Consider the following 24,465-nt stretch of genomic DNA (forward strand, 5'->3'; position numbering starts at 1 on the left):
CGAGAATCAGGTTTTGTTAACGATTAACGAATAGCGTTCCACGTCAATGACGAGGGTGCGCCCGTCCACAGGCCGGTGGCGGGTGTGTGGCGGGGACGTGTCCGAACGCTGAAACGGCCGGGCTGGGCTGGGGACCGACGATGCGGGTACTTCTGATCGAGGACGACAGCGCCACGGCGCAGAGCATCGAGCTGATGCTGAAGTCCGAGAACTTCAACACCTACACCACCGATCTCGGTGAGGAGGGCGTCGATCTCGGCAAGCTGTACGATTACGACATCATCCTGCTCGACCTGAACCTGCCCGACATGTCGGGCTACGAGGTGCTGCGTTCCTTGCGCGTCGCCAAGGTCAAGACGCCGATCCTGATTCTCTCCGGCATGGCCGGCATCGAGGACAAGGTGAAGGGTCTCGGCTTCGGCGCCGACGACTACCTGACGAAGCCCTTCCACAAGGACGAGCTCGTCGCCCGCATCCACGCCATCGTGCGACGCTCGAAGGGCCACGCCCAGTCGGTCATCACCACGGGCGACCTGATCGTGAACCTCGACCAGAAGACCGTCGAAGTCTCGGGCTCACGGGTCCACCTGACCGGCAAGGAGTACCAGATGCTGGAACTCCTCTCGCTCCGGAAGGGCACGACGCTCACGAAGGAGATGTTCCTCAACCACCTCTACGGCGGCATGGACGAACCCGAGCTGAAGATCATCGACGTCTTCATCTGCAAGCTGCGCAAGAAGCTCGCCAACGCCTCGTCCGGCAAGAACTACATCGAGACGGTCTGGGGCCGCGGCTACGTCCTGCGCGAGCCGCTCGACGGCGAGGAGCGGATCGCCGTCTGACCGTACCCGCGGCCGAGCCCCCTCCCCTCTCGCGAACAGGCCCCGCTCCGGCGGGGCTTTTTGCTGAAAGGGCGGCTTCGTCGGCCGGCGGCGCGAGGCGCTCTCCACGCGATGATCACACATCTGTGATCCGGGTTATTGCCGAGGCGCCGCGTTTGCCCCTAACGCGGTGAGATCCGGCCGAACCGACGGGGGCGTCAACGGCCGAGCGCCCGCGACGGGCTCCCTTACGATCGCCAGCGGAAGGCCGCGGTGCCGCGCTATTTCTTCGACATCGACGACGGTCGCCTGCTCGTGCACGACAGCGAGGGGACGGAATGCGCGAGCGTGCTGGAGGCCCGCGCCGAGGCGATCCAGGCGCTGGCCCAGATCATGAAGGACGACACGCCCGAGCGGGACAACGTCCGCTACAGCGTGACGGTGCGGCGGGCGGACGGTGCACCGGTCTATCGGACCAGTCTCTCGCTGGCGGGAACGTGGCTGCCTTTGCCGCGCTGACGCGGGATCGGCCGCGTCGTCAGCGCAGGGCGGCGACTCGCAGGGGGCGATGGCCCGTCGGCGCGAGGGCCGGGCCGGGCGTCGTGGCGCGGCCGAGTTCCGGCGGATGGCCGTAGAGGCCCCGGTGCTCCGGGTTCGGAGCGAGCTTGTCGGTCAGCCCGATCACCGTCTCGGCGGCGCCGAGGAGCAGCGCTCCGTCCGGCGCGAGGCTCGCGGCGAGGCGGGCCAGCACGTCGCCCTTCGTCGGCGCGTCGAAGTAGATCAGCACGTTGCGGCAATAGATGATGTCGAACTGACCCAGGGCCTCGAAGCCGTTGAGCAGGTTGAGCTGGCGGTAATCCACCATCGAGCGGATCGTGGGCGCGATGTGCCACTGCTCGCCGACCTGGGTGAAATACTTGAGCAGAAGTTGCACGGGCAGACCGCGCTGCACCTCGAAATGGCTGTAGAGGCCGAGCTTCGCCTTCTCGATCACCTCGGTGGAGAGATCGGTCGCCACGATATCGACGTGCCAGCCGGCGAGGCGCGGGGCGGCCTCCTGCAGCAGCATGGCGAGCGAGTACGGCTCCTGGCCCGTGCTCGAGGCCGCGCACCAGATCCGCAGGCGGCGCTGGGCCGCCCGCCGTGCCATCGCCTGCGGCAGGAGCACGTCGCGGAACAGGTCGAAGGGCGCACGGTCGCGGAAGAAGAAGGTCTCGTTGGTCGTCATCGCCTCGACCACCGCCCGCTCGATGCCGCTGTCTCGCGAGACCTTGAGGGCGCCGACGAGGTCGCGCAGCGAGGCGAGCCCGAACCGGCGGCAGACCGGGCCGAGGCGGCTCTCCACGAGGTAGCGCTTCTCCGCCGTCAGGGCGAGGCCCGAGCGCTGCTTGAGGTAGGCGCGCAGGAAGTCGAATTCGAGGTCGGTCATGCGCCGCTCCCCGCGATGAGGGTGCGGAGGGCCGGACCGATCTCGGGAAGCGGCAGGACGGCCTGCGCGAGCCCGGCCTTGGCGACGCTGCCGGGCATGCCCCAGACGGTGCTGGTCGCCTCGTCCTGGGCGAGGACGGCGCCCCCGGCCTCGACCAGGGCGCGGGCGCCGTTGGTGCCGTCCGAGCCCATCCCGGTGAGGATCACCGAGAGGGTCGCGCCGCCGTAGAGGGCGGCGGCATCCTGGAACAGCACGTCGACGGCGGGGCGGCAGAAATTGACCGCCGGCCCGTCGTCGAGGCGGATCGCGAGGTCGCGGCCGGGGCTGCCGGCGAGGCGCATGTGGCGGCCGCCCGGCGCCACGTAGATGCGGCCGGGCAGGACCGGCTCGTCCATCTTGCCCTCGGCCGCCGGGATGCCGGTGCGTGCGCCGAGATGCTCGGCGAAGACCGCCGTGAAGACGGGCGGCATGTGCTGGACGATCAGCACCGGCAGCTTGCGAAGCGTCGGCGCGCCGATCTTCTCCAGGACCTCCCCGACCGCGCGGGGCCCGCCCGTCGAGGATCCGATCAGGAGGACGCGCGGGGGCAGCCCGCCGCGCGGCTTCGGCCGGAGCGCCACCGGCGCCGCGGGCCGGGCCGCGGCGGGCGCGGGAACGGGAACCGCGCTCGGACCCGCGGGCGCGGGGCCGCGCCGGCGGGCGCGGGCCGCGCCGAAAACGCGCACCCGCTCCACGAGCTCGGAGCGGAACGCGTCGGAGGTGGTGACCCCGCGATTGCTCTCGGGCTTGGCGAGGTAGTCGACAGCGCCGAGGGCGAGGCATTTCAGGGAGATGTCGGCGTTGCGCGTCGTCAGTGTCGACATCATCACGACCTGGAGGCCGGGACTGCGCGCGAGCATCAGCGGCAGGGCCTGCGTCCCGTCGAGCTCGGGCATGTCGATGTCGAGGAGCACCACGTCCGGGTCGGAGCGGCCCATCATCTCGAGGGCGATGCGCCCGTTGGCGGCGGTGCCCACGACGTTGAAGCCCGCCTCGCCGATCCAGCGGGCGACGAGGCCGCGCACCACCGCGGAATCGTCGGCGATCAGGACCTTGATCCGGCCGGGGGCGCCGGCGGCAGCCCCGGAGGCCGGTGTGGTGGCGGTCGCTGCCAGCATGGGGTTACGCCTCGAATACGCGTCTTGGAACGGCCGGCCCGCGCCGCGGACCGGTGGGACTGGGATCCGGCGGGGCCGGGAGCGCGGTCAGGCCGCGCTCGCCTCGGCCAGCCCCACCTGCTCGAGCTTGGCCGTCAGGATATCCCGGTCGAAGGGCTTCATGATGTACTCGTCCGCCCCCGCGTGGAGGGCGCGCGCGATGGCGCCGACATCGTTCTCGGTGGTGCAGAACAGGACCTTCGGCCGGTCTCCGCCCGGCGCCTGGCGGAGGGCCCGGAGAAAGGCGTAGCCGTCCATGTTCGGCATGTTCCAGTCGAGCAGGATCACGTCGGGCATCGCCTCGGAGCACTGCTCCATGGCCTTGGCGCCGTCCTCGGCCTCGCGCACGTTCAGGTCGAGATTCTCGATGATGCGGCGCGCCACCTTCCGGATGACGGCGGAATCGTCGACGATGAGGCAGGTCTTCATGGCGTTCGACCGCGATCCGCTCAGGCCGCGCTGGCGCCGAGGCGGTCGGCCCCGAAGACCAGCAGCTTGTCGACGTCGAGCACGACGAGGAGGCGCCCGTCGAGGCGATGGACCCCCAGTGCGAGGTCGCGCCAGCGGGCATCGAGGTTGATCGGCACCGCCTCGTGGGTGTCGGCGCCGAGCTTGAGCACCTCGCCGACGCCGTCGACCACGAGCGCGAAGGTCTCGCCGCCCTGCTCGAGGCCGATCGCCATCTTGCTGCCCTCCCCCGCCGCCGGGGGCAGGCCGAGGCGGCGTCGCAGGCACAGGGCCGTGACGACGCGCCCGCGCAGGTTGAGGAGGCCGACGATCTCGGCCGGCGCCAGCGGCACCGGGGTGACGCCGGCCGGGATGAACACGTCGTGCACCCGGTTGATGGCGAGCCCGAACATGGTCTCGCCGACGAAGACCGTGACGTAGTCGGAGGTTGTGCCCGCGTCGGCGGGCGAGGCGTTGCTGTTGGCGGCCTGCATCATGGTGGCACTCCGGAGGGATCAGGCAGCGATCAGGCGGCGATCAGGCGGCCTGGGCGAGGGTGACGGTGTCGATCTCGGCGAGCGCCGCGATCAGGCCGCTGCGGTCGAACTTGGCGACGAGGTCGCTGATCGCCAGGGCCCGGGCCCGCTCGACGGCGTCGGCACCGACCGAGGCCGACAGGGCGACCACGGGCAGCCGGGCGAGGCGCTGGTCGGCGCCGCGCATGGCGGAGACGAGGTCGAAGCCGCTGCGGCCCGGCATCTCGAGGTCGGTCACCACCACGTCGATGCGGGGATTGGCCTGGAGGGCCGCCATCGCCTGCTCGGCGCTGGAGGCCGGGATCACCGCGTAGCCGGCGGCCTTCAGGACCGGTGTCAGCATGTCGCGGAAGAAGGCCGAATCGTCGACGAGGAGGAGCGTGGCGCCCTTCTTGTCGCCCTTGCGCGGGCCCCGTGCCCAATCGTCGTAGGCGAGCGGCAGGAAGTGGGCGATGTTGATGATGTCGGTCGCCCGGCCCCGCAGGACGGCCGATCCGATCAGGTCGGGCCGCTCGGCCGTGATCTCGATGTCGAGCTTGTCCTCGACGATGTCGACGATCTCGTCGACCACGAGGCCCATGGCGCGCTCGCCGTCGGAGAACACCACGAGGGCCTGCGTCCCCTCGCTGCGGATCGTGATCGCCTCGTCGGCCGGCACCAGCGGCATCAGGCGGCCGCGGTACTGGATGAGCGGGCGCCCGCCGAGCCACTCGACCTTGGCGGCGTCGATCTCCTCGAGCCGCGTGACGAGCGAGAGCGGCACCGCCTTGAAGGTGTTGTTGCCGCCCTTGAAGACGAGGAGCGTCGCCTTGGCGTCGGCGCTCTCCGTCTCCTCGACCTCGGCATCGACCGGGATCGAGCCTCCCTGCGAGCCCTGGCTGACCTGGCGCGCCACGCCGTTCGGATCGACAATGAGCACGACGGCGCCGTCGCCCAGGATCGTGTTGCCGGCAAAGAGCGGGATGTGGCGGAGCTTGGAGGACATCGGCTTCACGACGATCTCCTCCGTGTGGAAGACCTCGTCGACGAGGATGCCGAAGCGCTGGCGGCCGACCTGGGCCACCACCACGAAGCCGGTATCGGCCTCCGCGCCGTCGCCCTGGCCGAGCAGGCCCGTCAGCGTCACGATCGGCAGGAGGCGCTCGCGCAGGCGCAGGACCGGGGACCCGTTGATGCGCTCGACGCGCTGGCCCGTCGTCTTGTCCACCCGCACGAGCTCGAGCACGGCCACCTGGGGCACCGCGAAGCGGTGGTCGCCGGCCTTGACGATGAGGGCCGCGACGATCGCGAGCGTCAGCGGGATCTTGATCGTGAAGGTCGTGCCCTTGCCGAGCTGGGTGTTGATGTCGATGACGCCGCCGATCGTCTCGATGTTGGTCTTGACGACGTCCATGCCGACGCCGCGGCCCGAGACGGAGGTGACGGCCTTCGCGGTCGAGAAGCCGGCATGGAAGATGAACTTCGCCACCTGGGCGTCCGTCATCTTGTCGATCTCGGCCTGGGAGGCGACGCCGCGCTCCACCGCCTTGCGGCGGATCGCCGAGAGGTCGAGGCCCTTACCGTCGTCCGAGATCTCGATCGTGATCGTGCCGCCCTCGTGATAGGCGGCGAGCCGGATCGTGCCGCGGGCCGGCTTGCCGGCGGCCTTGCGCTCGGCCGCCCCCTCGATGCCGTGATCGGCCGAGTTGCGGACCATGTGGGTCAGCGGGTCCTTGATGACCTCCAGCACCTGACGGTCGAGTTCCGTCTCGGCGCCCTGCATCACGAGCTCGATCTGCTTGCCGAGCTCGGAGGAGAGATCGCGCACCACGCGCGGCAGCTTCTGCCAGGCGTTTCCGATCGGCTGCATGCGCGTCTTCATGACGCCCTCCTGCAGCTCGGCGGTGACGTGGCTGAGGCGCTGCAGCGGCACCTTGTAGCTGGTGTCGTCGTGCCGCCTGGCGATCTCGAGCAGCTGGTTGCGGGTCAGCACCAGCTCGGACACCATCGTCATCAGGTGCTCGAGGGTGTCGACGTTGACCCGGATCGTCTGAACCTTTGAGATGCCGCCCTCGCCCTCGCCGGACGAAGCCTCGGCCTTCTGGGCCGCGGGCGCGGCCGAGACGGGCGCCGGCGCCAGGACGGGCTCCGTCACGGGCGCGGGGACGGGCGGCGTGACGGGTGCGGGCTCGGGAGCGAAATCGTCGGGGCCGGGCGCGGCCAGGAAGGCGGCTTCAAGATCGTCCAGCGAAACCTCGCCGGGCTTCAGCTCGCGAAAGACCGGCTCCGGCAGGGCGGGCTCGGGCAGAGCGGGCACGGGGGCGGGTACGGCGGCCGCCTCGGCGGGGCCTTCCGACATGCGCTCGAGGGCGCCGATCAGGTCGTCGTCCGAGCCTGCGGGCTCCGAGCCCGTGGCCTCGAGGTCGGCCAGGATGGCCTTGAGGCGGTCGAGGGTCGCGAGGATCAGAGTCACCGAGTCCGCGGTCGCCGGAAGGCCGTCGCGAAACCGCCCCATCAGCGTCTCGGCCGCGTGCGCCAGCGCCTCGAGACGCGGCAGCCCGAGGAAGCCGCAGGTACCCTTGATGGTGTGGACGAGCCGGAAAATGTTGCGCAGGATCTGCTGGTTGTTCGGCTCCTGCTCGAAGCGGACCAGCTCGGTATCGACAGTGTCGAGATGCTCACTGCTCTCGGTCAGGAACTCACGCAGCAAGTCATCCATGACAGTTCTCGGTTCAGATCCGCACAAAGTCCGTGCTGAACCGACTGTGACCGGGATGGGTTAGGGAACCGTTGCCGCGGGATACCGCTCACCGGAATTTAGCCCTGTCCTCTGAACGTTTTCGCGCGTCCTTTTGCGCCGAAACCGCTCACCTGAAACGCGTCGAGAGGCCGCGTCCGAAGAGCGGTTCGGGCACACCGTCGAGCGCGGCCGCCCCGCGAAGCCGGCCGGATAACCCCGCCGGGACATGAACCATTTGCGCTCAGTGGCCGGAAGGCCGGCGAGGCGCCGGCCGGGGATTTCCGATCAGGCGAGCGCGGTGTCTGAGGATTCGCTGTCGGAGGGGCGCGCCTCCTCCGGGCTCGCCGGGGCGGCGGGCGCGGCCGGCTCGGCCGTGACGGCGTTCGGCTCGGAGCGGATCGTGACCTCGTCGCCCGAGATCGAGAAGCGCACGCCCATGCCGGCGGCCCGCGCCACCATGCCGGCATAGTAGGCCAGGATGCCGTGGGCGTCGACCGTGCCGCTCTCGGGCGCGCCGGCGAGAAGATCCTCGACATGGGGCGGGATGCGGGCATGCGAGCCCTTCGCCTTGAGGAGCAGGGTCGGCGCCTCGCCGTCGCCGCTGACCGCCACGTCGATCAGGCCGCCGCGCGGGATCGCGCTCGTGGCGATCATCACGAGGTTGAGGAGGAGCTTGACCTTGTTCTTCGGGAACAGCGCCTGGGGCGCGCTCCAGGTGAGCTGCGTCTTGTCGTCGGCGAACATCCCGCGCGAGACCTTCTCGGCGTCGGCGAGGTCGATCGAGGCGCCGGCCGATCCCGCCGCCCCGAAGGCGATGCGGGCGAATTGCAGCCGGGCCGAAGCCTGGCGGGCGCTCTTGCGGATCAGGTCGAGGGCGAACTCGCGCATGGAGGCGTCGTTGTCGTCCTCCAAGACCTCGAGGCCGTTCACGATCGCGCCCACCGGGCTGATCACGTCGTGGCAGACGCGCGAGCACAGGAGGGCCGAGAGATCCAGGGCGTCGAGGTTCACGGTGGTCATGGCGCGCTCCGCGCGAGGTTCATCGGAGGAGATCGAGGTCCGGGCGCATCCGCGCCGGCCAGGTCGGCACGGATAGACGCCGCGTCCCGCTTTGAAAAGGTTTCGGGCCGTCACGGTCCTCGGGTCGACAATCCCGAGGGCCTCGGGCATGACGGCCGGATGACACTCTCGGACACGCAGCGCGACCGCATCGCCGCGACTCTGGCGGAGATCGCCTGCGAGGCCGGAGAGATCCTGCGGGCCCACCACGGCGGCGACTGCCCGCACGTGCTCAAGCCCGACGGCTCGCCCTCGAGCGTCGCCGATCTCCAGGCCGAGCAGCTGATCCTGGCGGCGCTCGCACGGACCTGCCCCGGCATCCCGGTGGTCGCCGAGGAGACCTGCCACAACGTCCCGCCCGCCGACCTGTTCTTCCTCGTCGACCCCCTCGACGGCACCCGCGATTTCCTCGCCGGCGATCCGGAATACTCGGTCAATATCGGCCTCGTCGAGGGCAACCGGCCGGTGGCGGCGGCGCTCGCCGCGCCGGGGCTCGGACGGGTCTGGTACGCGGGCACCGGCGCCTTCGAGGCCCCGGTCCGCGCCGGACTGATGGAGGCGGCCCTCCCGATCCAGGCGCGCCCCGCCCCCGCCGCCGGGCTCGTGGCGCTGGTCAGCCGCCGTCACGGCGACAGCGAGACCGAGGCCTGCCTCGCGGCCCTCCCGATCGAATCCCGGCGCGGCGCCGCCTCGGCGCTCAAGTTCTGCCTGATCGCCTCGGGCGAGGCCGACATCTACGTGCGCTGCGGCCCGACCATGGAATGGGATACCGCCGCCGGCGACCACGTGCTGACGACGGCCGGCGGCTGCGTCGTGGCGCCCACGGGCCGGCCGATGATCTACGGGCGCCACGCCCTCTCCTACCGCAACGGCCCCTTCGCGGCGCTGGGCGACCCGGCCTTCGCCGAGCGCCTCGACCTGCCGGATCGCGGGCCGCAGACGCGCCCCCAGACGCGCCCCTTGGCCGACGAGGCCGACCGCCTCAATCCGGAGGCGCCGCATCCGTGAGCGTGCGCAGGCCCGGCCAGCGCGCCTCGGCCTGCCGGGTCAGATCCGGCTCGGACAGCGCCCGCGCCCGCCGCCCCGCGTCCCGGAACAGGTAGAGCCGGTCCCCGACGACCGCGAAGATCAGGGGATCGGCGTCGACCAGTCGGTTCTCGGCGACGCCGAGCGGATCGTATGCGCCGAGCCGGGGCGCGTAGGCTGCCGGGTCGCGCCGAAAGGCGTCGCGGTTGCCGGCCGTGGCGAAGCGCCAGACGCGACCGCGCCAGGACCATTCGAGCGACGCCTTGCCCGCGACGGGGCCGCCGGGCAGGCGGTAGCTCACCGCATCGAAGCCGCGCAGGGCGAGGAGGTCGGCCGGGGGCAGCCCGTCACGCTTCGGGGCGGCATTCCCCGGGACCTGCGGCGGCGCCGGCGGCGCGCCCTCCGCGCTGAGCGCCGCCGGGACCAGACACGTCAGTACGGTGGCGATCAGCCTGTGTTGAGGCGCCGTTAACCACATCCTGTGACTGTCCTCGCCAAAGTCAACGAATCGCGGGTGCGCCCGGCGAGCCCCGCGAGGGCCGTCTTCGAGCGCACCCGGCCCTGCAATGCAATCCCGGGGCTCGGGCCGAGCTCCGGATCTCTGGTTTGCCGCATTTCACCGGATGAGATGCGGGCGCTTCGCCGGAACGCTCAGGGTTTGTTCCGGTCGCCACCCCGGCCGACCGGCGCGACGGCGTCGGGCGGCCCCGACGCGGGCGAGGAGGAACGATGTCGAAGACCCACGCTGTCCAACGCGCCGCATCCCGGTGCCGCAACCTTCCCGCAGCGCTCGCGCTGAGCCTCGCGCTCGCCGTAGGGCTCGCCCTCGGCGGCGCAGCCGTCGCGCGCCCCGGGGACGATCCCGGCAACCCGGATTCCTTCCGCGCCTCCGAGATCGTCGATTCGGGCCACCGCTTCTTCGGCTCGGTCTCGCGCGGCCTCGCGCTCACCGTGCAGGAGGCGACCCGCCGCTGGGGCGAGCCGAACGGCTACATCCTGGGCCAGGAGGCGTCGGGCGCCATCGTGGGCGGCCTGCGCTACGGCGAGGGCACGCTCTACACCCGCAATGCCGGCCAGCGACGCGTCTACTGGCAGGGGCCGACCCTCGGCTTCGACGTCGGCGGCGAGGGCGCGCGCACCATGATGCTCGTCTACAACCTCACCTCGGTCGAGGACCTCTACCGCCGCTTCGGCGGCGTGGACGGCTCGGCCTATCTCATCGGCGGCTTCGGCATGACGGCGGCCACCGCCGACGGCATCGTGGTGGTGCCGATCCGCACGGGCGTCGGCGCGCGCCTCGGCATCAATGTCGGGTACCTCAAGTTCACGGGGCGCCCGACCTGGAACCCCTTCTGATCGGGGCGTGACGGGCGGAAAGCCGATGCCGGCATTCCTGCACGTGCCCGCGATGCCGGCGAGATCGGGCCGGCCAGGGCGGCCACGATCGACGCGAATGCAAAATTTGCCCAAGGGCCGCCAAGATGGGCTAAAGACGGGGATCGGCCGGAACGGGCGCGGCGGAGGCGGCCCCGTTCGCCCGCGCCCTGTCCGACCCGTTGGATGAGCATGCCCGCGTGATCGAAACCGTGATGATCTTCGCGCTCGGCTTCCTGGCCGCGAGCCTCGTCGCCCTGCTGATCCTGCCGGCGGTGGATGCCCGCGCGACGCGCCTCGCACGGCGCCGGACGGAGGCGATGTTCCCGCTCTCCGCGGCCGAGATCGCCGCCGAGAAGGATTTCCTGCGCGCCCAGTTCGCCGTGCAGCAGCGGCGGCTGGAGCGGACGGTCGAGACCGTGCGGTCCAGGCGCCATGCCGACATGGCCGAGATCGGCGCGCGCACCATGGAGATCGCCGCGCTCGCCCGCGACGTCGAGGCGCGTGACCGGACGCTGGCCGAGCGCGCGGCCGAGATCGCCGGCACCCTGGAAACGCTTGCCCGCGTCGAGGGCGATCTCGGAGCCGCGCGCGACGAGGGCGCGGCGAGCCTTGCCACCCTGCAGGCCCTGGAGGAGGCGCACGGCGAACTCCTCGATACGCTCGTTTCCACCCGCCGGGAGCGGGACGCGGCGCGCCTCGCGACGGAAGACGCGGCTCCTCCCGATGAGAACGAGCTCGGCGCGCAGCACGCGGCGCTGGTGGTCGAGCGCGAGGCCCTGCGGGCGAGCCTCGCGGCCGCGGAGGACGCGCTCGCGCAGGCACTCACCGACAGGGGCGAGAGCCTGCACCGCGAGAATGCCGAGTTGCGCCGCCGCATCACCGAGGTGGCCGACGCCCTCACGCACCGCGACCGCCTGCCCTCGGCCGATGCCTACGCGCTGACGGCCCGCAGCTGAGACGCGCGGCCCCGCGCGGCGGGCCGGGACCGGACGCTCGCGAATCGCGCCATCACCTGGGCTGTGCCTTGGGGCTATGCCTTGTTTCGACCACGCAAAGGCATCATCCGGTCGGCATCCTTCCATCCAGACAGAACGGAACACGAGATCCATGCCTCTGAAGCTGACGTCCCTTGTCCTCGCGCTCGGCGTCGCGGCGTCGCTCGCCGCGCCGGCCCTCGCCAATCCGGTGCCGCAGACGAAGCGCGGCAACGAGACCCTGAAGAAGTACTGCACCGGCGACTACCTCACCTATTGCGGCAACCTGGCGCCGGAGGATCCCGCCGTGGACGCCTGCTTCGAGACCAACTGGAAGAAGCTCTCGGAGAATTGCCGCCGCGCCATCGACGCCTACCAGCGCACGACGCCCCCCAGCAAACGGGGCTGAGGCCGTCCGCTCCGGAGGCGCGGGCGCCCGGCTCGGCTGTTGCGCGCCTGCGCTCGCCTCCTGTATCGGCAGGCGCTAGAGTGGGACGCCCGTCACGGGCCCCCGAATGCGTGCCGGACCCCGCGTCGATGCTGCCCTCCCGTTTCCTGAAGATCCTCGCCGCGGCCGGTCTCGTGGCGCTCGCGGTCTCGGCCTGCGGGCGGCGCGGCTCCCTCGAGCCGCCGAACGCGAGCACGAAAACGACGGCGGGCACCGCCGGCCCGCAAGGTCCGGCCAGCTCCCGCTCCCTGCCGGACAGCGTCGGCCTCGGCGGAGGCGCGCCATCCCCCGATCCGGCCGCGGTCCGGGCCGGGGACGAGCTGCCGCTCTCCGCCATCCCGCCCTTCGGGACCGATGCGCCGGTGCAGACCGAGCGCGGCGCGAAGCGCGGCTACACGATCCCGAAGCAGCCCTTCCTTCTCGATTCCATCCTTTAGGTCGCCGACCGTCACCCGATGCATCATTTCCACTACCGAGCGGGCCGCCTGCATGCCGAGGACGTCGACCTGACGCGCCTCGCCGAGGACGTCGGCACGCCACTCTACTGCTACGCCACGGCCACCCTCGAGCGGCATTACCGGGTCTTCGCCGACGCCTTCGCGGGCGACGGCGCGCTCGTGTGCTTCGCCATGAAGGCGAACTCGAACCAGGCCGTGCTGCGCACGCTCGCGCGCCAGGGCGCGGGCATGGACATCGTCTCGGAGGGCGAGCTGCGCCGGGCGCTCGCCGCCGGCGTCGATCCGCAGCGCATCGTGTTCTCGGGCGTCGGCAAGACCCGCGCCGAGATGGCGGCGGCGCTGGAGGCCGGCATCTACTGCTTCAACGTCGAGAGCGAGCCTGAACTTGCCGCCCTCTCGGAGGTCGCGACGAGCCTGAACCGGACGGCGCCGGTCTCGATCCGGGTGAACCCGGACGTCGATGCGGGCACGCACGCCAAGATCTCGACCGGCAAGTACGAGAACAAGTTCGGCATCCCGATCACCCGGGCGCGGGCCGTCTACGCGCAGGCCGCGCGCCTGCCGGGCCTGACCGTGTCCGGCGTCGACATGCATATCGGCAGCCAGATCACGGACCTGGCGCCCTTCGACAACGCGGCGCGGCTCCTGGCGGGTCTCGCCCGCGACCTGATGGCCGAGGGCCACGCGCTCCGTCACATCGATTTCGGCGGCGGTCTCGGCATACCCTACCGAGACGACAACGCGCCCCCGCCCGACCCGGTGGCGCTCGCCGCCGTGCTGCGCCCGCATTTCCAGCCCCTGAACCTGCGCCCCGTCTTCGAGATCGGCCGGATGATCGCCGGCAATGCCGGCATCCTGCTGACCCGGGTGATCTTCGTGAAGCACGCGGAGGGGCGGACCTTCGTGATCGTCGACGGGGCGATGAACGACCTGATCCGCCCGACCCTCTACGAGGCCTTCCATGCCCTTCGGCCGGTCGCCGAGCCCGCCGCGGACACGCCCCGCATCACGGCGGACGTGGTCGGACCCGTCTGCGAGAGCGGCGACTACCTGGCGCTGAACCGCGAGATGCCCGAGGTCGCCCCCGGCGACCTCATCGCCGTGATGACGGCAGGCGCCTACGGGGCGGTGCAGGCCGGCACCTACAACACCCGGCGCCTCGTGCCGGAAGTGCTGGTGCGCGGGGCCGAGGCCGCGATCGTGCGCCCGCGCCAGAGCTACGAGGAGCTGATCGGCCTCGACCGGATGCCGGGCTGGCTGGGCTGAGGGTCAGGACTCGGCATCCGTGCTCCCGTCGTCGCCCCGGGGGGCCGCGAGGCGGTGCCCGGGATCGAAAGCCGCCGACGGCGCCGGGCCCGGCATCGGCGCCGGATCCGGGTTCCGGGGCGCCCCGGTGCGTTACGCCGCACGATCGAGCGCCACGTGCCGCAGGTCCCGGATCAGTTCCGCGACGCGGTCCGCATCGGCGTCCCAGGCGAACATGAAGCGGGCCCCGCCGCCGATGAAGGTGTAGAAGCGCCAGCCACGCCGGCGCAGGGCCTCCATCCGGTCGGGCGGCATGCGCAGGAAGACGGCGTTCGCCTCGACCGGGAACATCAGCTCGACCCCGGGCAGGTCCGCGATCGCCGCCGCGAAGGTCCGGGCGCAGGCATTGCCGTGGGCCGCGTTCCTGAGCCAAGCGCCGCTCTCCAGCATGCCGACCCAGGGCGCGGCCAGGAACCGCATCTTGGACGCGAGCTGCCCCGCCTGCTTGCAGCGGTAGCCGAAATCCTCCGCGAAGTCGGGATCGAAGAACAGCACCGCCTCGCCCGCATGCATGCCGTTCTTGGTGCCGCCGAAGCAGAGCACGTCGATGCCGGCCTGCCACGTCATCTCGGCCGGGCTGCAGTTGAGGCTCGCGCAGGCATTGGCGAAGCGCGCCCCGTCCATGTGCAGGCTGAGCGCCTGCTCGCGACACGTGGCCGAGATCGCCCGGAGCTCGTCCAGGCTGTAGACCTGCCCCGTCTCCGTCGGCTGCGTGATCGTGACCACGCGGGGCTTCGGGAAATGGATGTCGCTGCGGTTCGTCGCGACGGCGCGGATCGCCTCCGGCGTGAGCTTGCCGCTCGAGGTGCGCACGGTGAGAAGCTTCGACCCGTTCGAGAAGAACTCGGGCGCGCCGCACTCGTCGGTCTCGACATGCGCGGATTCCGCGCAGATGACGCTGTGGTAGGACTGGCAGAGCGAGGCGAGCGCGAGCGAGTTCGCGGCCGTCCCGTTGAAGGCGAAGAAGACCTGGCAGGGCGTCTCGAACAGGGCGCGGAAGCCGTCCGCGGCGCGCGCCGTCCAGGCGTCCTCGCCGTAGGCCGGAGCGTGGCCGCGGTTGGCCGCCTCCATGGCGGCCCAGGCCTCGGGGCAGATGCCCGAGTAATTGTCGCTGGCAAATTGCTGCGCGCCGTCGCTCGTCATGGCTGTCCGCGTCCCTGCGCCGCCCCGGTCTCCGCGAGACTGTACGCCGTCCCGGCCCCGCGATCGAAACAAGCGCGCGCGAGGCTCGGGGCGGTCGTGGGGCGCCCTCGACCCGGTCCCCGCTCAGATCGCGACCGCGCTGTCCTCGTCCATCCGCAGCGACCACGCCATGTGGCCGTCCGGGCCGACCAGCCAGGCGAGGTTCGTGCCCTCGGTCAGGAGCTGCTGGGACCGGGCGAGGGCGACCGTGATGGCGTCGCGCAGGCTGGGCGCCTCGATCGGGTCGTCGCACAGCGGCGGCCGGACGACCCCGCTGTCCTCCCGCCACGCCACACGGAGGTGATAGATCGGCATGGTCCTCGCTCGACCGTCAATGACCGCGGCAGGGCCGTTGCCTCGGCAACAGGGGTGATAATCCGGCGCGGCGCGTTTGAACAGGCGGATCCGCGCCGGCCGGTCCCTGGGCGGATTTGACCCGCTGGCGAGGCGTGGTCACCATGCTAGCTTCCGCGGCGGCCTGCGCGGGATGGCGCGGCCGGACTTCCGGACGGCGCGAGCGAGGCACGGGACGAACACGGGCGTGAGAACGGATCCTCCGAGAACGGCCGACACCGCCGTGCGCGCGCGGCTCGACCGGCTCGTGGCGCAGGCCGGCGCGGCCGATCTGTGGGAGCGGGCGTGGCCCGTGCTGTGGCGCGGGCTCGCGGTCGTCCTCGCGTTCCTGGCCGTCTCCTGGCTCGGGCTCTGGCTCGACCTGCCCCCGCTGTGGCGGATGATCGGACTCGGCCTGTTCGCGCTCGCCCTCGTCGGCGGCCTCGCGCCGCTGCTGCGCACCGCGCGCCTCGACCGCCGCGAGGCCCTGGCGCGGATCGACCGCGAAGCGGCGGGAGGAAGCGGCGCGCTCGCGCACAACCCGGCCTCGGCCATCGAGGACACCCTGGCCCTCGGCGCCGGGGACCCGGCCACCCGCGCCCTCTGGGCCCTGCACCAGCGCCGCGCCGCGGAGGCTGTCGCGGGGCTGCGGGTCGGGCGCCCGCGCCCGATGATGGCCCGCCACGACCCCTTCGCGCTGCGCGCGGCCCTCGCCGTGACGGCGGTGGCGAGCCTGTTCGTGGCCGGTCCCGAATGGCGCGAGCGCATCGGCAGCGCCTTCGACTGGCGCGAGCCCCCGGCGTCCGGCCCGAATTTCCGGGTCGACGGCTGGATCGACCCGCCCCTCTACACGCGCATGCCCCCGCTCATCGTCACCATGAACGGGGCCGAGCAGCGCCTGCGGGCACCGGTCAACTCGCAGCTCATCATCCGCATCGCCGGCGAGGGCCAGGCGACGCTGACGCCCAATCCCGGCCTTCAGGCGCTGCCCGGCAAGGAGGCGCGCGCCGACCTGCGCGAGGATCGCTTCCAGATCACCGGCCCGACGGCCGAACTCGCGATCACCACCGGCGCGCAGACGCAGCGCCTCGTGGTCGAGGCCATTCCCGACCATCCGCCCGAAGTCAGGAGCGTCGGCGCGCCGGAGGTGAACGGGCGCGGCACCTTCAATCTCACCTACCGGGCCAAGGACGATTACGGCATCGCCTCGGCGGAGGGCCTGGTCGAGCCGCTGCGCCCGGGTCGCTCCCTGGTGCCGCCGCCCCGCATCGCGCTGGCGCTGCCCTCGGACGCGTCGGGCGAGACCGACACCAAGACGCTCGTCGATCTCACCGACAATCCCTGGTCGGGCGCGCGGGTGCGCTTCACGATCGTGGTGAAGGACGAGGCCGGGCAGGAGGGCCGCACGGCGACCGTCGAGATGACCCTGCCGGCGCGGCCCTTCCGGGACCCGCTCGCCCGCGCGCTCGCCGATGAGCGCCGCCGCCTCGTGACGGGACCGGACGAGAACCGGGTTCGCGTCCAGACCGCCCTCGACGCCCTCCTGATCGCGCCGGAGCTCTTCACGCCGCAGCCGGGCGTCTTCCTCGGCCTCAAGACCGCGACCCGCCGCCTGCGCCGCGCGGAGAACGACGAGGGCCTCACGGAGGTCGCCGACCTCCTCTGGGAGATGGCCCTGAAGATCGAGGACGGCGATCTCTCGGATGCCGAGAAGCAGCTTCGCCAGGCCCAGGACCGTCTCAAGGACGCGATCGAGCGCAACGCGCCCGACGACGAGATCAAGCGGCTGACGCAGGACCTGAAGCAGGCCCTCGACCGGTTCATGAAGGAATTCGCCGAGAAGCAGCGCAAGGAGCCGCGCGATCCCTCGCAGAAGAGCGAGGGCCAGCAATCCTCCAAGAGCGTGACGCCGGACGATCTCGACAAGATGCTGCAGGACATGGCCGATGCCATGAAACGCGGCGACACGGCGGAAGCGCAGCGACTGATGGAGCAGCTGCGCAACATCCTGGAGAACCTGCAGAGTGCGGAGCAGGGCGGCAGGTCGGACCCGACCGCCCGCGAGATGCAGAAGCAGATGAAGGACCTCGATCAGATGGCCCGCGAGCAGCAGGGCCTGCGCGACGAGACCTTCCGCGAGGGCCAGGACAAGCGCAACGCCGAGCAGGGACAGCGCGGCCAGCGGCCCCAGCAGCGCGGCCAGCCCCAGCAGGGCCAGCGCGGCCAGGGTCAGCAGGGCCAGGGACAGCAGCAGGGCCAGGAGCAGGGACCGCAGCAGGGCCAGCAGGGGCAGCGCGGCCAGGGCGGTCGCGGCCAGCAGGGCGAGGGCAGCGTCGGCGAACGCCAGCAGGCCCTGCGCCAGCGTCTCGAGGATCTCCAGCGCCGCATGAAGGAGAACGGCATGCGCGGCGAGGAGGGCCTCTCCGACGCCGAGGATGCCATGCGCCAGGCCGAGAACGCCTTGCGGCAGGGCAAGGAGGGCGAGGCGGTCGACGCGCAGGGCCGCGCCCTCGACGGGCTCAAGCGCGGCGCCGAGGGCATGGCGCAGCAGATGCAGGAGATGGCCGAGGGCGAGGACCAGGGCGAGCAGGAGGGCGGCCAGAACCCGAGCCAGCAGGGCCAGGCCGGAGCGCGCGACGACGACCCCCTCGGCCGCCCGACCCGCGGGCGCGACATGTCGGATGGGCGCGTCAGGGTGCCGGGTGCCGACGAATCGGCGGTGCAGCGCGCCCGCCGCATCATGGAGGAACTGCGGCGCAAGCTCGGCGACCCGAGCCGGCCGCGCGAGGAGCTCGACTATTTCGAGCGTCTGCTGCGGCGCAACTGAGCGAGGTGTGCCCCTGCCGGGGCATTCCGCGAACGCCTATCTCAGGCAGACCAGTGCCGATCCTGAACCGGTGATTCGATGTCCGCCAACACCCTCGTCCTCGTCGCCTGCCTCGCGGTGGCGGTCATCCTCCTCCTCGGCCTCGCCAACATGATGCGGGGCGGCAGCGCCAACCTGTCCCAGCGCCTGATGCGGCTGCGCGTGCTGCTGCAATTCGTGGCGATCATCATCATCATGGGCGTGGTCTGGTGGCGCTCGGCCTGACCGGCCTGTGTGGCGGCGAGGCCGCACCGGTCCGCTATCGCGCCGCGTGGGGATGAATTCCCGCGCTGGCTGCAATCCGCCGCCTGCCGGCCCCTGGGCCGCCATGCTACGGACATCCGGTTCAACCGGATTCGTCCTGCATGACTGCCACGCTCAAACGTCTCCTCGCCGGCGCCCTCGCCCTCACGGCGGCCCATTCCGTCGAGGCGGCCGATCTCGGTTACGCCCCGCAGCCGCGCGCGGCCTACATTCCCCCGGTCCAACCGATGAGCATCGTCTCGGAGGTCCGCATCGGCGGCGCCGTCCAGGACCCGGGCAGCGCCGAGGGCAAGGCTCGCGGCTTCAGCACCGAGAACGTGAACGGCGAGATCCTGTTCGCGAAGCCGCTCATCAGCGCCGATCCGTTCTGGCAGGCCTTCGTTCCGCGTCCGACGGTCGGCGGCAGCTACAACACCGGTGGCCGCACCAGCTACGCCTATCTGGGCGCCACCTGGACCCTGGAGATCTTCCCCGGGACCTTCAACAACCGCGTCTTCCTCGACGGCTTCTTCGGCGGCGCAGCCCATAACGGCTATACCGGGCCGAAAGCCACGACGCCCTACGGCTTCAACACGCTCGGCTGCAATCCGCTGTTCCGCGAGGCGGCGGCGCTCGGCTTCCGCCTGACCGAGCATTGGAGCATCATGGCGACCGTCGAGCACATGTCGAATGCCGGTCTCTGCGCCAACAACCGCGGCCTGACCAATTTCGGCGGCAAGCTCGGCTACACGTTCTGATGACGTAGGGAGCCCGCGGCGCCGGTGGTCACGCTCAACCGCATCTACACACGCACGGGCGACAAGGGCACCACCGCCCTCGCCAACGGCGAGCGCCGCTCGAAGGCGGACCTGCGCATCGAGACCTACGGCACGGTGGACGAGACCAATGCCTGCATCGGCCTCGCGCGGCTCCACGCGGAGCCTCGCCTCGACGCGATGCTGGCGGCCATCCAGAACGACCTGTTCGACCTCGGCGCCGACCTCGCGACCCCGCCGAGCGCGGCGCCGCCGGCCTACGAACCCCTCCGGGTCGTGCCTCAGCAGGTGAAGCGGCTCGAGGCCGATATCGATGCGCTGAACGCCGACCTCGCGCCGCTCAAGTCGTTCGTGCTGCCGGGCGGCTCGCCCGCGGCGGCCGCGCTCCACCTCGCCCGCACCGTCTGCCGCCGGGCCGAGCGGCTGGCGGTGCAACTCTCGATGGTGGATGGCGAGACCGTCTCGGCGGAAGCACTGCAGTACCTCAACCGCCTCTCCGACTTCCTGTTCGTGGCGAGCCGTACCGCCAACACCAACGGCGCCGACGACGTGCTCTGGGTCCCCGGCAAGAACAGGTAGGGGCGGGCATCGCGCCTTCGTTCAACTCCGTACCGGCTTTTCAAAACACGGGACCGCCACCTCCGCAGCCCACGCCGGGGATGTTGCCGCAGGCGCGTTGACAAGGCGGAAATGTGGCCGTTACGGTCCGCCGCCCTGACTGGTCGGGGCCTGATCCCGTGCGGTCCGCTCCCCGGCCCATGGAATCGAGCGAGATCGAGAGCGAAGCCGCGCCGCTAGACGCGTCGGCTCGTGCGCCCATGTCTCCTGCGGAGGATTGTGACCGCCATGAAGGTTCTGGTGCCGGTGAAGCGGGTCGTCGACTACAACGTCAAGATCCGGGTCAAGGCGGACGGCTCGGGCGTTGAGCTGTCGAATGTCAAGATGTCGATGAACCCGTTCGACGAGATCGCCGTCGAGGAAGCGATCCGGCTCAAGGAGAAGGGCAAGGTCACCGAGATCGTGGCCGTCTCGATCGGCCCGCAGCAGGCCCAGGAGACGCTGCGCACCGCGCTCGCCATGGGGGCGGACCGGGCGATCCTGGTCAAGACCGAGGTCAATTGCGAGCCGCTGGCGGTGGCCAAGCTCCTCAAGGCGGTGGCCGAGAAGGAGGCGCCCCAGCTCGTCATCCTGGGCAAGCAGGCGATCGACGACGACTCGAACCAGACGGGCCAGATGCTGGCCGCGCTGCTGGGCTGGCCGCAGGGCACCTTCGCCTACAAGGTCGCGTTCGGCGAGGGCCAGATCGAGGTCACCCGCGAGGTCGACGGCGGGCTGCAGACGGTGAGCCTGCAGCTGCCGGCCATCGTCACCACCGATCTGCGCCTCAACGAGCCGCGCTACGCGTCGCTGCCCAACATCATGAAGGCCAAGAAGAAGCCGCTGGAGGAGCTCGCGCCGGACGCGCTCGGCGTCGACGTCACGCCGCGGCTCAAGGTCCTCAAGACCGAGGAGCCCCCGGGCCGGCAGGCCGGCGTCAAGGTCGCCTCGGCGGCCGAGCTCGTGCAGAAGCTCAAGGTCGAGGCCGGCGTCATCTGATCGCTCTGGAGCGGGCCGCGCCCCCCGCCCCTCTCACGCCCGCCGGCCGGCCCGAGGCGCCCGCGGGCCCGCACTCTTTTCCGAGGATCCCATGGCCACCCTCCTGTACATCGAGCACGAATCCGGCACGGTCAAAGACGCGTCTCTGAAGGCCCTCACCGCGGCCCAGCAGATCGGCGGCCCCATCCACGCGCTGGTGCTCGGCTCCGGCTCGAAGCCGGCCGCCGAGGCCGCGGCCCGGCTCGAGGGCGTCGAGACGGTGCTGCTGGCTGAGGACGCGGTCTACGATCACGCGCTGGCCGAGCCGACCGCGGCGCTGATCGCGGCCATCGCCGAGCCCTACGAGGCGATCGTGGCGGCGGCCACGACCACGGGCAAGAACGTGCTGCCGCGGGTGGCCGCGCTCCTCGACGTGGCGCAGGTCTCCGACATCATCAAGGTGGTCGCGCCCGACACGTTCGAGCGGCCGATCTACGCCGGCAACGCGATCCAGACGGTGCAGGCGCCGGGTCCGAAGCGGGTGATCACGGTGCGCACGGCGGCCTTCAAGGCGGCGGGCGAGGGCGGCGCGGCCGAGGTCCAGGCGGTGTCGGCGGCCGCCCCCCAGGCCGGCGGGGCATCGTTCAAGGGCGAGGAGATCGCCAAGTCCGACCGGCCCGAGCTGGCCTCGGCCCGCATCATCGTGTCGGGCGGGCGCTCGCTCGGCTCGGCGGACAAGTTCCGGGAGCTGATCGAGCCGCTGGCCGACGCGCTGGGGGCGGCGGTCGGCGCCTCGCGGGCGGCGGTCGATGCGGGCTACGCGCCGAACGACTGGCAGGTGGGCCAGACCGGCAAGGTCGTGGCGCCCGACCTCTACGTGGCGGTGGGCATCTCGGGCGCGATCCAGCATCTGGCCGGCATGAAGGACTCGAAGGTGATCGTGGCGATCAACAAGGACGAGGACGCGCCGATCTTCCAGGTGGCCGATTACGGCCTCGTCGGCGACCTCTTCCAGGTCGTGCCGGACCTGCAGGCCGAGATCGCCAAGGCCAAGGGCTGAACGGTCGAGGACTGACGAACACGCATTCCCGCGCGGCGATTGGGCTCCACCGCCGCGCGGGAATGGTCTAAGGAATTGACGTGACGCGCGTTTGGCGAGCCTCGAACGCCGGCCGCGTCGACGGGAATCTTTCGGCGGCCGGTCGGGCCGCGCGTCGGGGGCGTGGTTGCGACATGGGCATCGATATCAAGCGGGTCGGGATCATCGGTGCGGGCCAGATGGGCAGCGGCATCGCCCAGGTCTGCGCGGTGGCCGGCATCGATGTCTTGCTGAATGACCGCGAGGCATCCCGCATCGAATCGGGGCTCGCAACCATCGACGGCAACCTCGCCCGCCAAGTCGCCAAGGCGCATCTCGATGAGAGCCAGCGGCGCGACGCCCGCGAGCGGATCGCCCCGGCGGCGAGCTTCTCCGATCTCGGCGCCTGCGACCTCGTGATCGAGGCCGCCACCGAGGACGAGGCGACGAAGCGCCAGATCTTCTCGACCCTGTGCCCGATGCTCGGCCCGGACGCGCTCGTGGCGACGAACACCTCGTCGATCTCGATCACGCGGCTCGCCGCTGCGACGGACCGGCCGGAGCGCTTCATCGGCATCCACTTCATGAACCCGGTGCCGGTGATGCAGCTCGTCGAGCTGATCCGCGGCATCGCCACGGAGGACGCGACCTACGAATCGGCCAAGGCCTTCATCGCCAAGCTCGGCAAGACCTCGACCATGTCGGAGGACTTTCCGGCCTTCATCGTCAACCGCATCCTGCTGCCGATGATCAACGAGGCGATCTACACGCTCTACGAGGGCGTCGGCTCGGTCGAGGCGATCGACACGGCGATGCGCCTCGGCGCGAATCACCCGATGGGCCCGCTGCAGCTCGCCGACTTCATCGGCCTCGATACCTGCCTGTCGGTGATGCAGGTCCTCTACGAAGGCTTGGCCGATTCCAAGTACCGCCCCTGCCCGCTCCTCGTGAAGTACGTCGAGGCCGGCTGGCTCGGCCGCAAGACGAAGCGCGGCTTCTACGATTACCGCGGCGAGCACCCCGTCCCCACCCGCTGAACCGGCGCCGTGCCGGCCCGGCACGGTGGCCGAGCCGGAGGTTGCGTCCCGCGCCGCTACTTGTTCCCGTTCGCGCTCGGCTGGGCCGGCTGCGGGTAGGCCGGGTTGGCCGCCGGGACATTGCCGCTGTTCGAGGAGGACGGCGCGTTGGACTGGCCGGTCACCGAGCCGGTCACCTCGCGGCGCGACGCATCCTGGCTCTGGCTGGCGTAGTCGTTCGGCGACTTGGCGCCGTTCCAGGTCAGCAGCCCCACCGTCGCGATCGCGAGCAGGACGAGGCTCGCCACCAGCACGTACAGAACCGGCTTGCCCCGCGAACCCTGACGCGCCTTTTCATCCGGAAGCCGTTCAACCATCTGCAACCTCGCCTGTGCGCCCGTTCGGGCGGTTCGTGTCCGATCCGACCGATCCGACACGTCCATGTGACCACGTCCATGTGACGGCCGGAAACGCGGCGTTGCAGGCGCAAGTTCCTCGCGCGGGCGTGATCGGCTGGGGATCGGAACCGCGGATCAGCGCCCCGTGACCAGCAGGATCTTGCCCAGATGCGTGCTCGATTCCATCAGCGCATGCGCCTCGCCGGCCTTTTCCAGCGGGAAGGTCGCGTGGATGACGGGCCTGATCGCGCCCGACTCGAGATCGGGCCAGACATCGCGGCGCAGACCCTCGGCGATCTCGGCCTTCTCGCTCTTCGGCCGCGGCCGCAGCGTCGCCCCCGTGAAGGTCAGGCGCTTCAGCATGATGGGGGTGATGTTGAGCCCGTCGACCTTGTAGCCGCCCATCAGGGCGATCATCACGAGCCGGCCCTCGACCGCGAGCGCGGCGAGGTTGCGCGGCAGGTAGCTCGCCCCGATCATGTCGAGGATCACGTCCACGCCCTTGCCGTCGGTGAGGCGCTTCACCTCCTCGGCGAAGTCCGCCTCCCGGTAGTTGATGGCGGCATCTGCCCCGAGATCCTCGCAGAAGCGGCATTTCTCGTCGGAGCCCGCCGTGGCGAAGACATGGGCGCCGTGCTGCTTGGCGATCTGGATCGCCGTCGAGCCGATCCCGCTCGACCCGCCATGCACGAGGAAGATCTCTCCGGGCTGGAGGCGCCCGCGCTGGATCACGTTGGAATAGACGGTGAAGAACGTCTCGGGCAGGCCCGCCGCCTCGACGAGCGAGAGGGGCTTGGGCCTCGGCAGGCACTGGGCGGCCTCGGCCACCGCGAACTCGGCGTAGCCGCCGCTGATGGTGAGCGCGCAGACCTCGTCGCCGACGTTGAGACCCGTGACGCCCTCGGCCAGCGCCACGATCCGGCCGGCAACCTCGAGGCCCGGGATGTCAGTGGCGCCCTTCGGCGGCGGGTAGCTTCCTTTTCGCTGCATCACGTCGGGCCGGTTCACGCCCGCCGCCGCCACCTCGATCAGCACCTGGCCCGGGCCCGCCTGCGGCAGCGGTGCCGTCTCGACCGTCATGACCTCGGGCCCGCCCGCGCCGTCGAAGCGGATCTGGCGCATGGTCTCGGGCAGGGTCGGCGTGGCTGACATCGGGTTCTCCTTGAAGTCCACCCCTAGTTGCGGCCCGGCCGCCGCTTGGCA

At 71.1% G+C, this 24,465-nt stretch carries 26 protein-coding genes; 15 read left to right on the forward strand and 11 right to left on the reverse strand.

Features of this window, described 5'->3' with window-relative positions; all coding sequences use genetic code 11:
• Window positions 1-140 precede the first annotated feature (140 nt).
• Together ctrA and WDW90_RS01675 are read left to right on the forward strand one after the other, a co-directional pair.
• The gene (gene ctrA, locus WDW90_RS01670; RefSeq protein ID WP_336485527.1) at window positions 141-842 is read left to right on the forward strand and encodes a response regulator transcription factor CtrA; all 702 of its coding nucleotides are present in this window, start codon (window positions 141-143) and stop codon (window positions 840-842) included.
• 252 nt (window positions 843-1,094) lie between these two features.
• The gene (locus WDW90_RS01675; RefSeq protein ID WP_336485528.1) at window positions 1,095-1,340 is read left to right on the forward strand and encodes a DUF6894 family protein; all 246 of its coding nucleotides are present in this window, start codon (window positions 1,095-1,097) and stop codon (window positions 1,338-1,340) included.
• Between the two features lie 19 nt (window positions 1,341-1,359).
• Here the strand turns inward: WDW90_RS01675 and WDW90_RS01680 are convergent, their stop codons facing one another.
• The 6 genes from WDW90_RS01680 to chpT form a co-directional block, all read right to left on the reverse strand.
• Window positions 1,360-2,250: a CheR family methyltransferase gene (locus tag WDW90_RS01680; protein WP_336485529.1), complete on the reverse strand. Its 891-nt coding sequence runs from the start codon at window positions 2,248-2,250 to the stop codon at window positions 1,360-1,362.
• Entirely contained in the window at window positions 2,247-3,407 is a 1,161-nt protein-coding gene (locus WDW90_RS01685) for a protein-glutamate methylesterase/protein-glutamine glutaminase (protein WP_336485530.1), read from the reverse strand. Before WDW90_RS01685 ends, WDW90_RS01680 begins: the two co-directional genes overlap by 4 nt.
• An 87-nt stretch (window positions 3,408-3,494) precedes the next feature.
• Window positions 3,495-3,875, reverse strand: a complete 381-nt coding sequence (locus WDW90_RS01690; RefSeq protein ID WP_336485531.1) for a response regulator — start codon at window positions 3,873-3,875, stop codon at window positions 3,495-3,497.
• Between the two features lie 20 nt (window positions 3,876-3,895).
• Window positions 3,896-4,387 (reverse strand): chemotaxis protein CheW, encoded by a 492-nt coding sequence (locus tag WDW90_RS01695; protein WP_336485754.1) that lies wholly within the window; start codon window positions 4,385-4,387, stop codon window positions 3,896-3,898.
• A 43-nt stretch (window positions 4,388-4,430) separates the two neighbouring features.
• On the reverse strand, window positions 4,431-7,127 hold the full coding sequence (locus WDW90_RS01700; protein WP_336485532.1) for a hybrid sensor histidine kinase/response regulator: 2,697 nt from the start codon (window positions 7,125-7,127) through the stop codon (window positions 4,431-4,433).
• 306 nt (window positions 7,128-7,433) lie between these two features.
• Window positions 7,434-8,168, reverse strand: coding sequence for a histidine phosphotransferase ChpT (gene chpT, locus WDW90_RS01705; RefSeq protein WP_336485533.1), 735 nt, complete (start codon window positions 8,166-8,168; stop codon window positions 7,434-7,436).
• A gap of 159 nt (window positions 8,169-8,327) precedes the next feature.
• Between chpT and WDW90_RS01710 the strand changes: the two genes are divergently transcribed.
• Window positions 8,328-9,215: a 3'(2'),5'-bisphosphate nucleotidase CysQ family protein gene (locus tag WDW90_RS01710; protein ID WP_336485534.1), complete on the forward strand. Its 888-nt coding sequence runs from the start codon at window positions 8,328-8,330 to the stop codon at window positions 9,213-9,215.
• On the opposite strand, the gene WDW90_RS01715 is transcribed toward WDW90_RS01710, so the two are convergent.
• Window positions 9,190-9,711 carry a YHS domain-containing (seleno)protein gene (locus WDW90_RS01715; protein WP_336485535.1) on the reverse strand — a complete coding sequence of 174 codons (522 nt, stop codon included), beginning with the start codon at window positions 9,709-9,711 and terminating at the stop codon, window positions 9,190-9,192. The two genes, WDW90_RS01710 and WDW90_RS01715, sit on opposite strands and share 26 nt — an antisense overlap.
• Before the next feature lie 251 nt (window positions 9,712-9,962).
• On the opposite strand from WDW90_RS01715, the gene WDW90_RS01720 reads away from it, so the two are divergent.
• From WDW90_RS01720 to lysA, 5 genes are all read left to right on the forward strand, one after another.
• Window positions 9,963-10,589: a DUF1134 domain-containing protein gene (locus WDW90_RS01720; protein ID WP_336485536.1), complete on the forward strand. Its 627-nt coding sequence runs from the start codon at window positions 9,963-9,965 to the stop codon at window positions 10,587-10,589.
• Window positions 10,590-10,807: 218 nt separating this feature from the next.
• The gene (locus tag WDW90_RS01725) at window positions 10,808-11,566 is read left to right on the forward strand and encodes a hypothetical protein (RefSeq protein WP_336485537.1); all 759 of its coding nucleotides are present in this window, start codon (window positions 10,808-10,810) and stop codon (window positions 11,564-11,566) included.
• 151 nt (window positions 11,567-11,717) lie between these two features.
• Window positions 11,718-11,993: a 3',5'-cyclic-nucleotide phosphodiesterase gene (locus WDW90_RS01730; RefSeq protein WP_336485538.1), complete on the forward strand. Its 276-nt coding sequence runs from the start codon at window positions 11,718-11,720 to the stop codon at window positions 11,991-11,993.
• Between the two features lie 128 nt (window positions 11,994-12,121).
• Window positions 12,122-12,469, forward strand: coding sequence for an LPS translocon maturation chaperone LptM (gene lptM / locus WDW90_RS01735; protein WP_336485539.1), 348 nt, complete (start codon window positions 12,122-12,124; stop codon window positions 12,467-12,469).
• An 18-nt stretch (window positions 12,470-12,487) separates the two neighbouring features.
• Entirely contained in the window at window positions 12,488-13,756 is a 1,269-nt protein-coding gene (gene lysA, locus WDW90_RS01740; RefSeq protein WP_336485540.1) for a diaminopimelate decarboxylase, read from the forward strand.
• A gap of 132 nt (window positions 13,757-13,888) precedes the next feature.
• Here lysA and WDW90_RS01745 read toward each other — a convergent pair whose 3' ends face one another.
• Both WDW90_RS01745 and WDW90_RS01750 read right to left on the reverse strand, forming a co-directional pair.
• Complete coding sequence (locus WDW90_RS01745) at window positions 13,889-14,938, reverse strand: threonine aldolase family protein (protein ID WP_336485541.1); 1,050 nt, start codon at window positions 14,936-14,938, stop codon at window positions 13,889-13,891.
• A gap of 123 nt (window positions 14,939-15,061) precedes the next feature.
• Window positions 15,062-15,292, reverse strand: a complete 231-nt coding sequence (locus WDW90_RS01750) for a hypothetical protein (RefSeq protein WP_336485542.1) — start codon at window positions 15,290-15,292, stop codon at window positions 15,062-15,064.
• A 172-nt stretch (window positions 15,293-15,464) separates the two neighbouring features.
• Here WDW90_RS01750 and WDW90_RS01755 point away from each other — a divergent pair, with 172 nt between their 5' ends.
• The 7 genes from WDW90_RS01755 (at window position 15,465) to WDW90_RS01785 (ending at window position 22,885) form a co-directional block, all read left to right on the forward strand.
• On the forward strand, window positions 15,465-18,137 hold the full coding sequence (locus tag WDW90_RS01755; RefSeq protein ID WP_431310949.1) for a TIGR02302 family protein: 2,673 nt from the start codon (window positions 15,465-15,467) through the stop codon (window positions 18,135-18,137).
• 78 nt (window positions 18,138-18,215) lie between these two features.
• Window positions 18,216-18,401, forward strand: coding sequence for a twin transmembrane helix small protein (locus WDW90_RS01760; protein ID WP_336485544.1), 186 nt, complete (start codon window positions 18,216-18,218; stop codon window positions 18,399-18,401).
• A 140-nt stretch (window positions 18,402-18,541) separates the two neighbouring features.
• Window positions 18,542-19,177, forward strand: a complete 636-nt coding sequence (locus WDW90_RS01765) for an acyloxyacyl hydrolase (RefSeq protein ID WP_336485545.1) — start codon at window positions 18,542-18,544, stop codon at window positions 19,175-19,177.
• Between the two features lie 24 nt (window positions 19,178-19,201).
• Window positions 19,202-19,774, forward strand: coding sequence for a cob(I)yrinic acid a,c-diamide adenosyltransferase (locus WDW90_RS01770; protein WP_336485546.1), 573 nt, complete (start codon window positions 19,202-19,204; stop codon window positions 19,772-19,774).
• 267 nt (window positions 19,775-20,041) lie between these two features.
• Window positions 20,042-20,791 (forward strand): electron transfer flavoprotein subunit beta/FixA family protein, encoded by a 750-nt coding sequence (locus tag WDW90_RS01775; protein WP_336485547.1) that lies wholly within the window; start codon window positions 20,042-20,044, stop codon window positions 20,789-20,791.
• A 91-nt stretch (window positions 20,792-20,882) separates the two neighbouring features.
• Window positions 20,883-21,830, forward strand: a complete 948-nt coding sequence (locus tag WDW90_RS01780; RefSeq protein ID WP_336485548.1) for an electron transfer flavoprotein subunit alpha/FixB family protein — start codon at window positions 20,883-20,885, stop codon at window positions 21,828-21,830.
• 173 nt (window positions 21,831-22,003) lie between these two features.
• Window positions 22,004-22,885 (forward strand): 3-hydroxybutyryl-CoA dehydrogenase, encoded by an 882-nt coding sequence (locus WDW90_RS01785; protein ID WP_336485549.1) that lies wholly within the window; start codon window positions 22,004-22,006, stop codon window positions 22,883-22,885.
• Window positions 22,886-22,941: 56 nt separating this feature from the next.
• Here the strand turns inward: WDW90_RS01785 and WDW90_RS01790 are convergent, their stop codons facing one another.
• Both WDW90_RS01790 and WDW90_RS01795 read right to left on the reverse strand, forming a co-directional pair.
• Window positions 22,942-23,241 (reverse strand): hypothetical protein, encoded by a 300-nt coding sequence (locus WDW90_RS01790; RefSeq protein ID WP_336485550.1) that lies wholly within the window; start codon window positions 23,239-23,241, stop codon window positions 22,942-22,944.
• A 156-nt stretch (window positions 23,242-23,397) separates the two neighbouring features.
• Window positions 23,398-24,414, reverse strand: coding sequence for an NAD(P)H-quinone oxidoreductase (locus tag WDW90_RS01795; RefSeq protein ID WP_336485551.1), 1,017 nt, complete (start codon window positions 24,412-24,414; stop codon window positions 23,398-23,400).
• Window positions 24,415-24,465 lie beyond the last annotated feature (51 nt).

It is taken from the genome of Methylobacterium nigriterrae, from assembly GCF_037106235.1.
Lineage (GTDB): Bacteria > Pseudomonadota > Alphaproteobacteria > Rhizobiales > Beijerinckiaceae > Methylobacterium > Methylobacterium nigriterrae.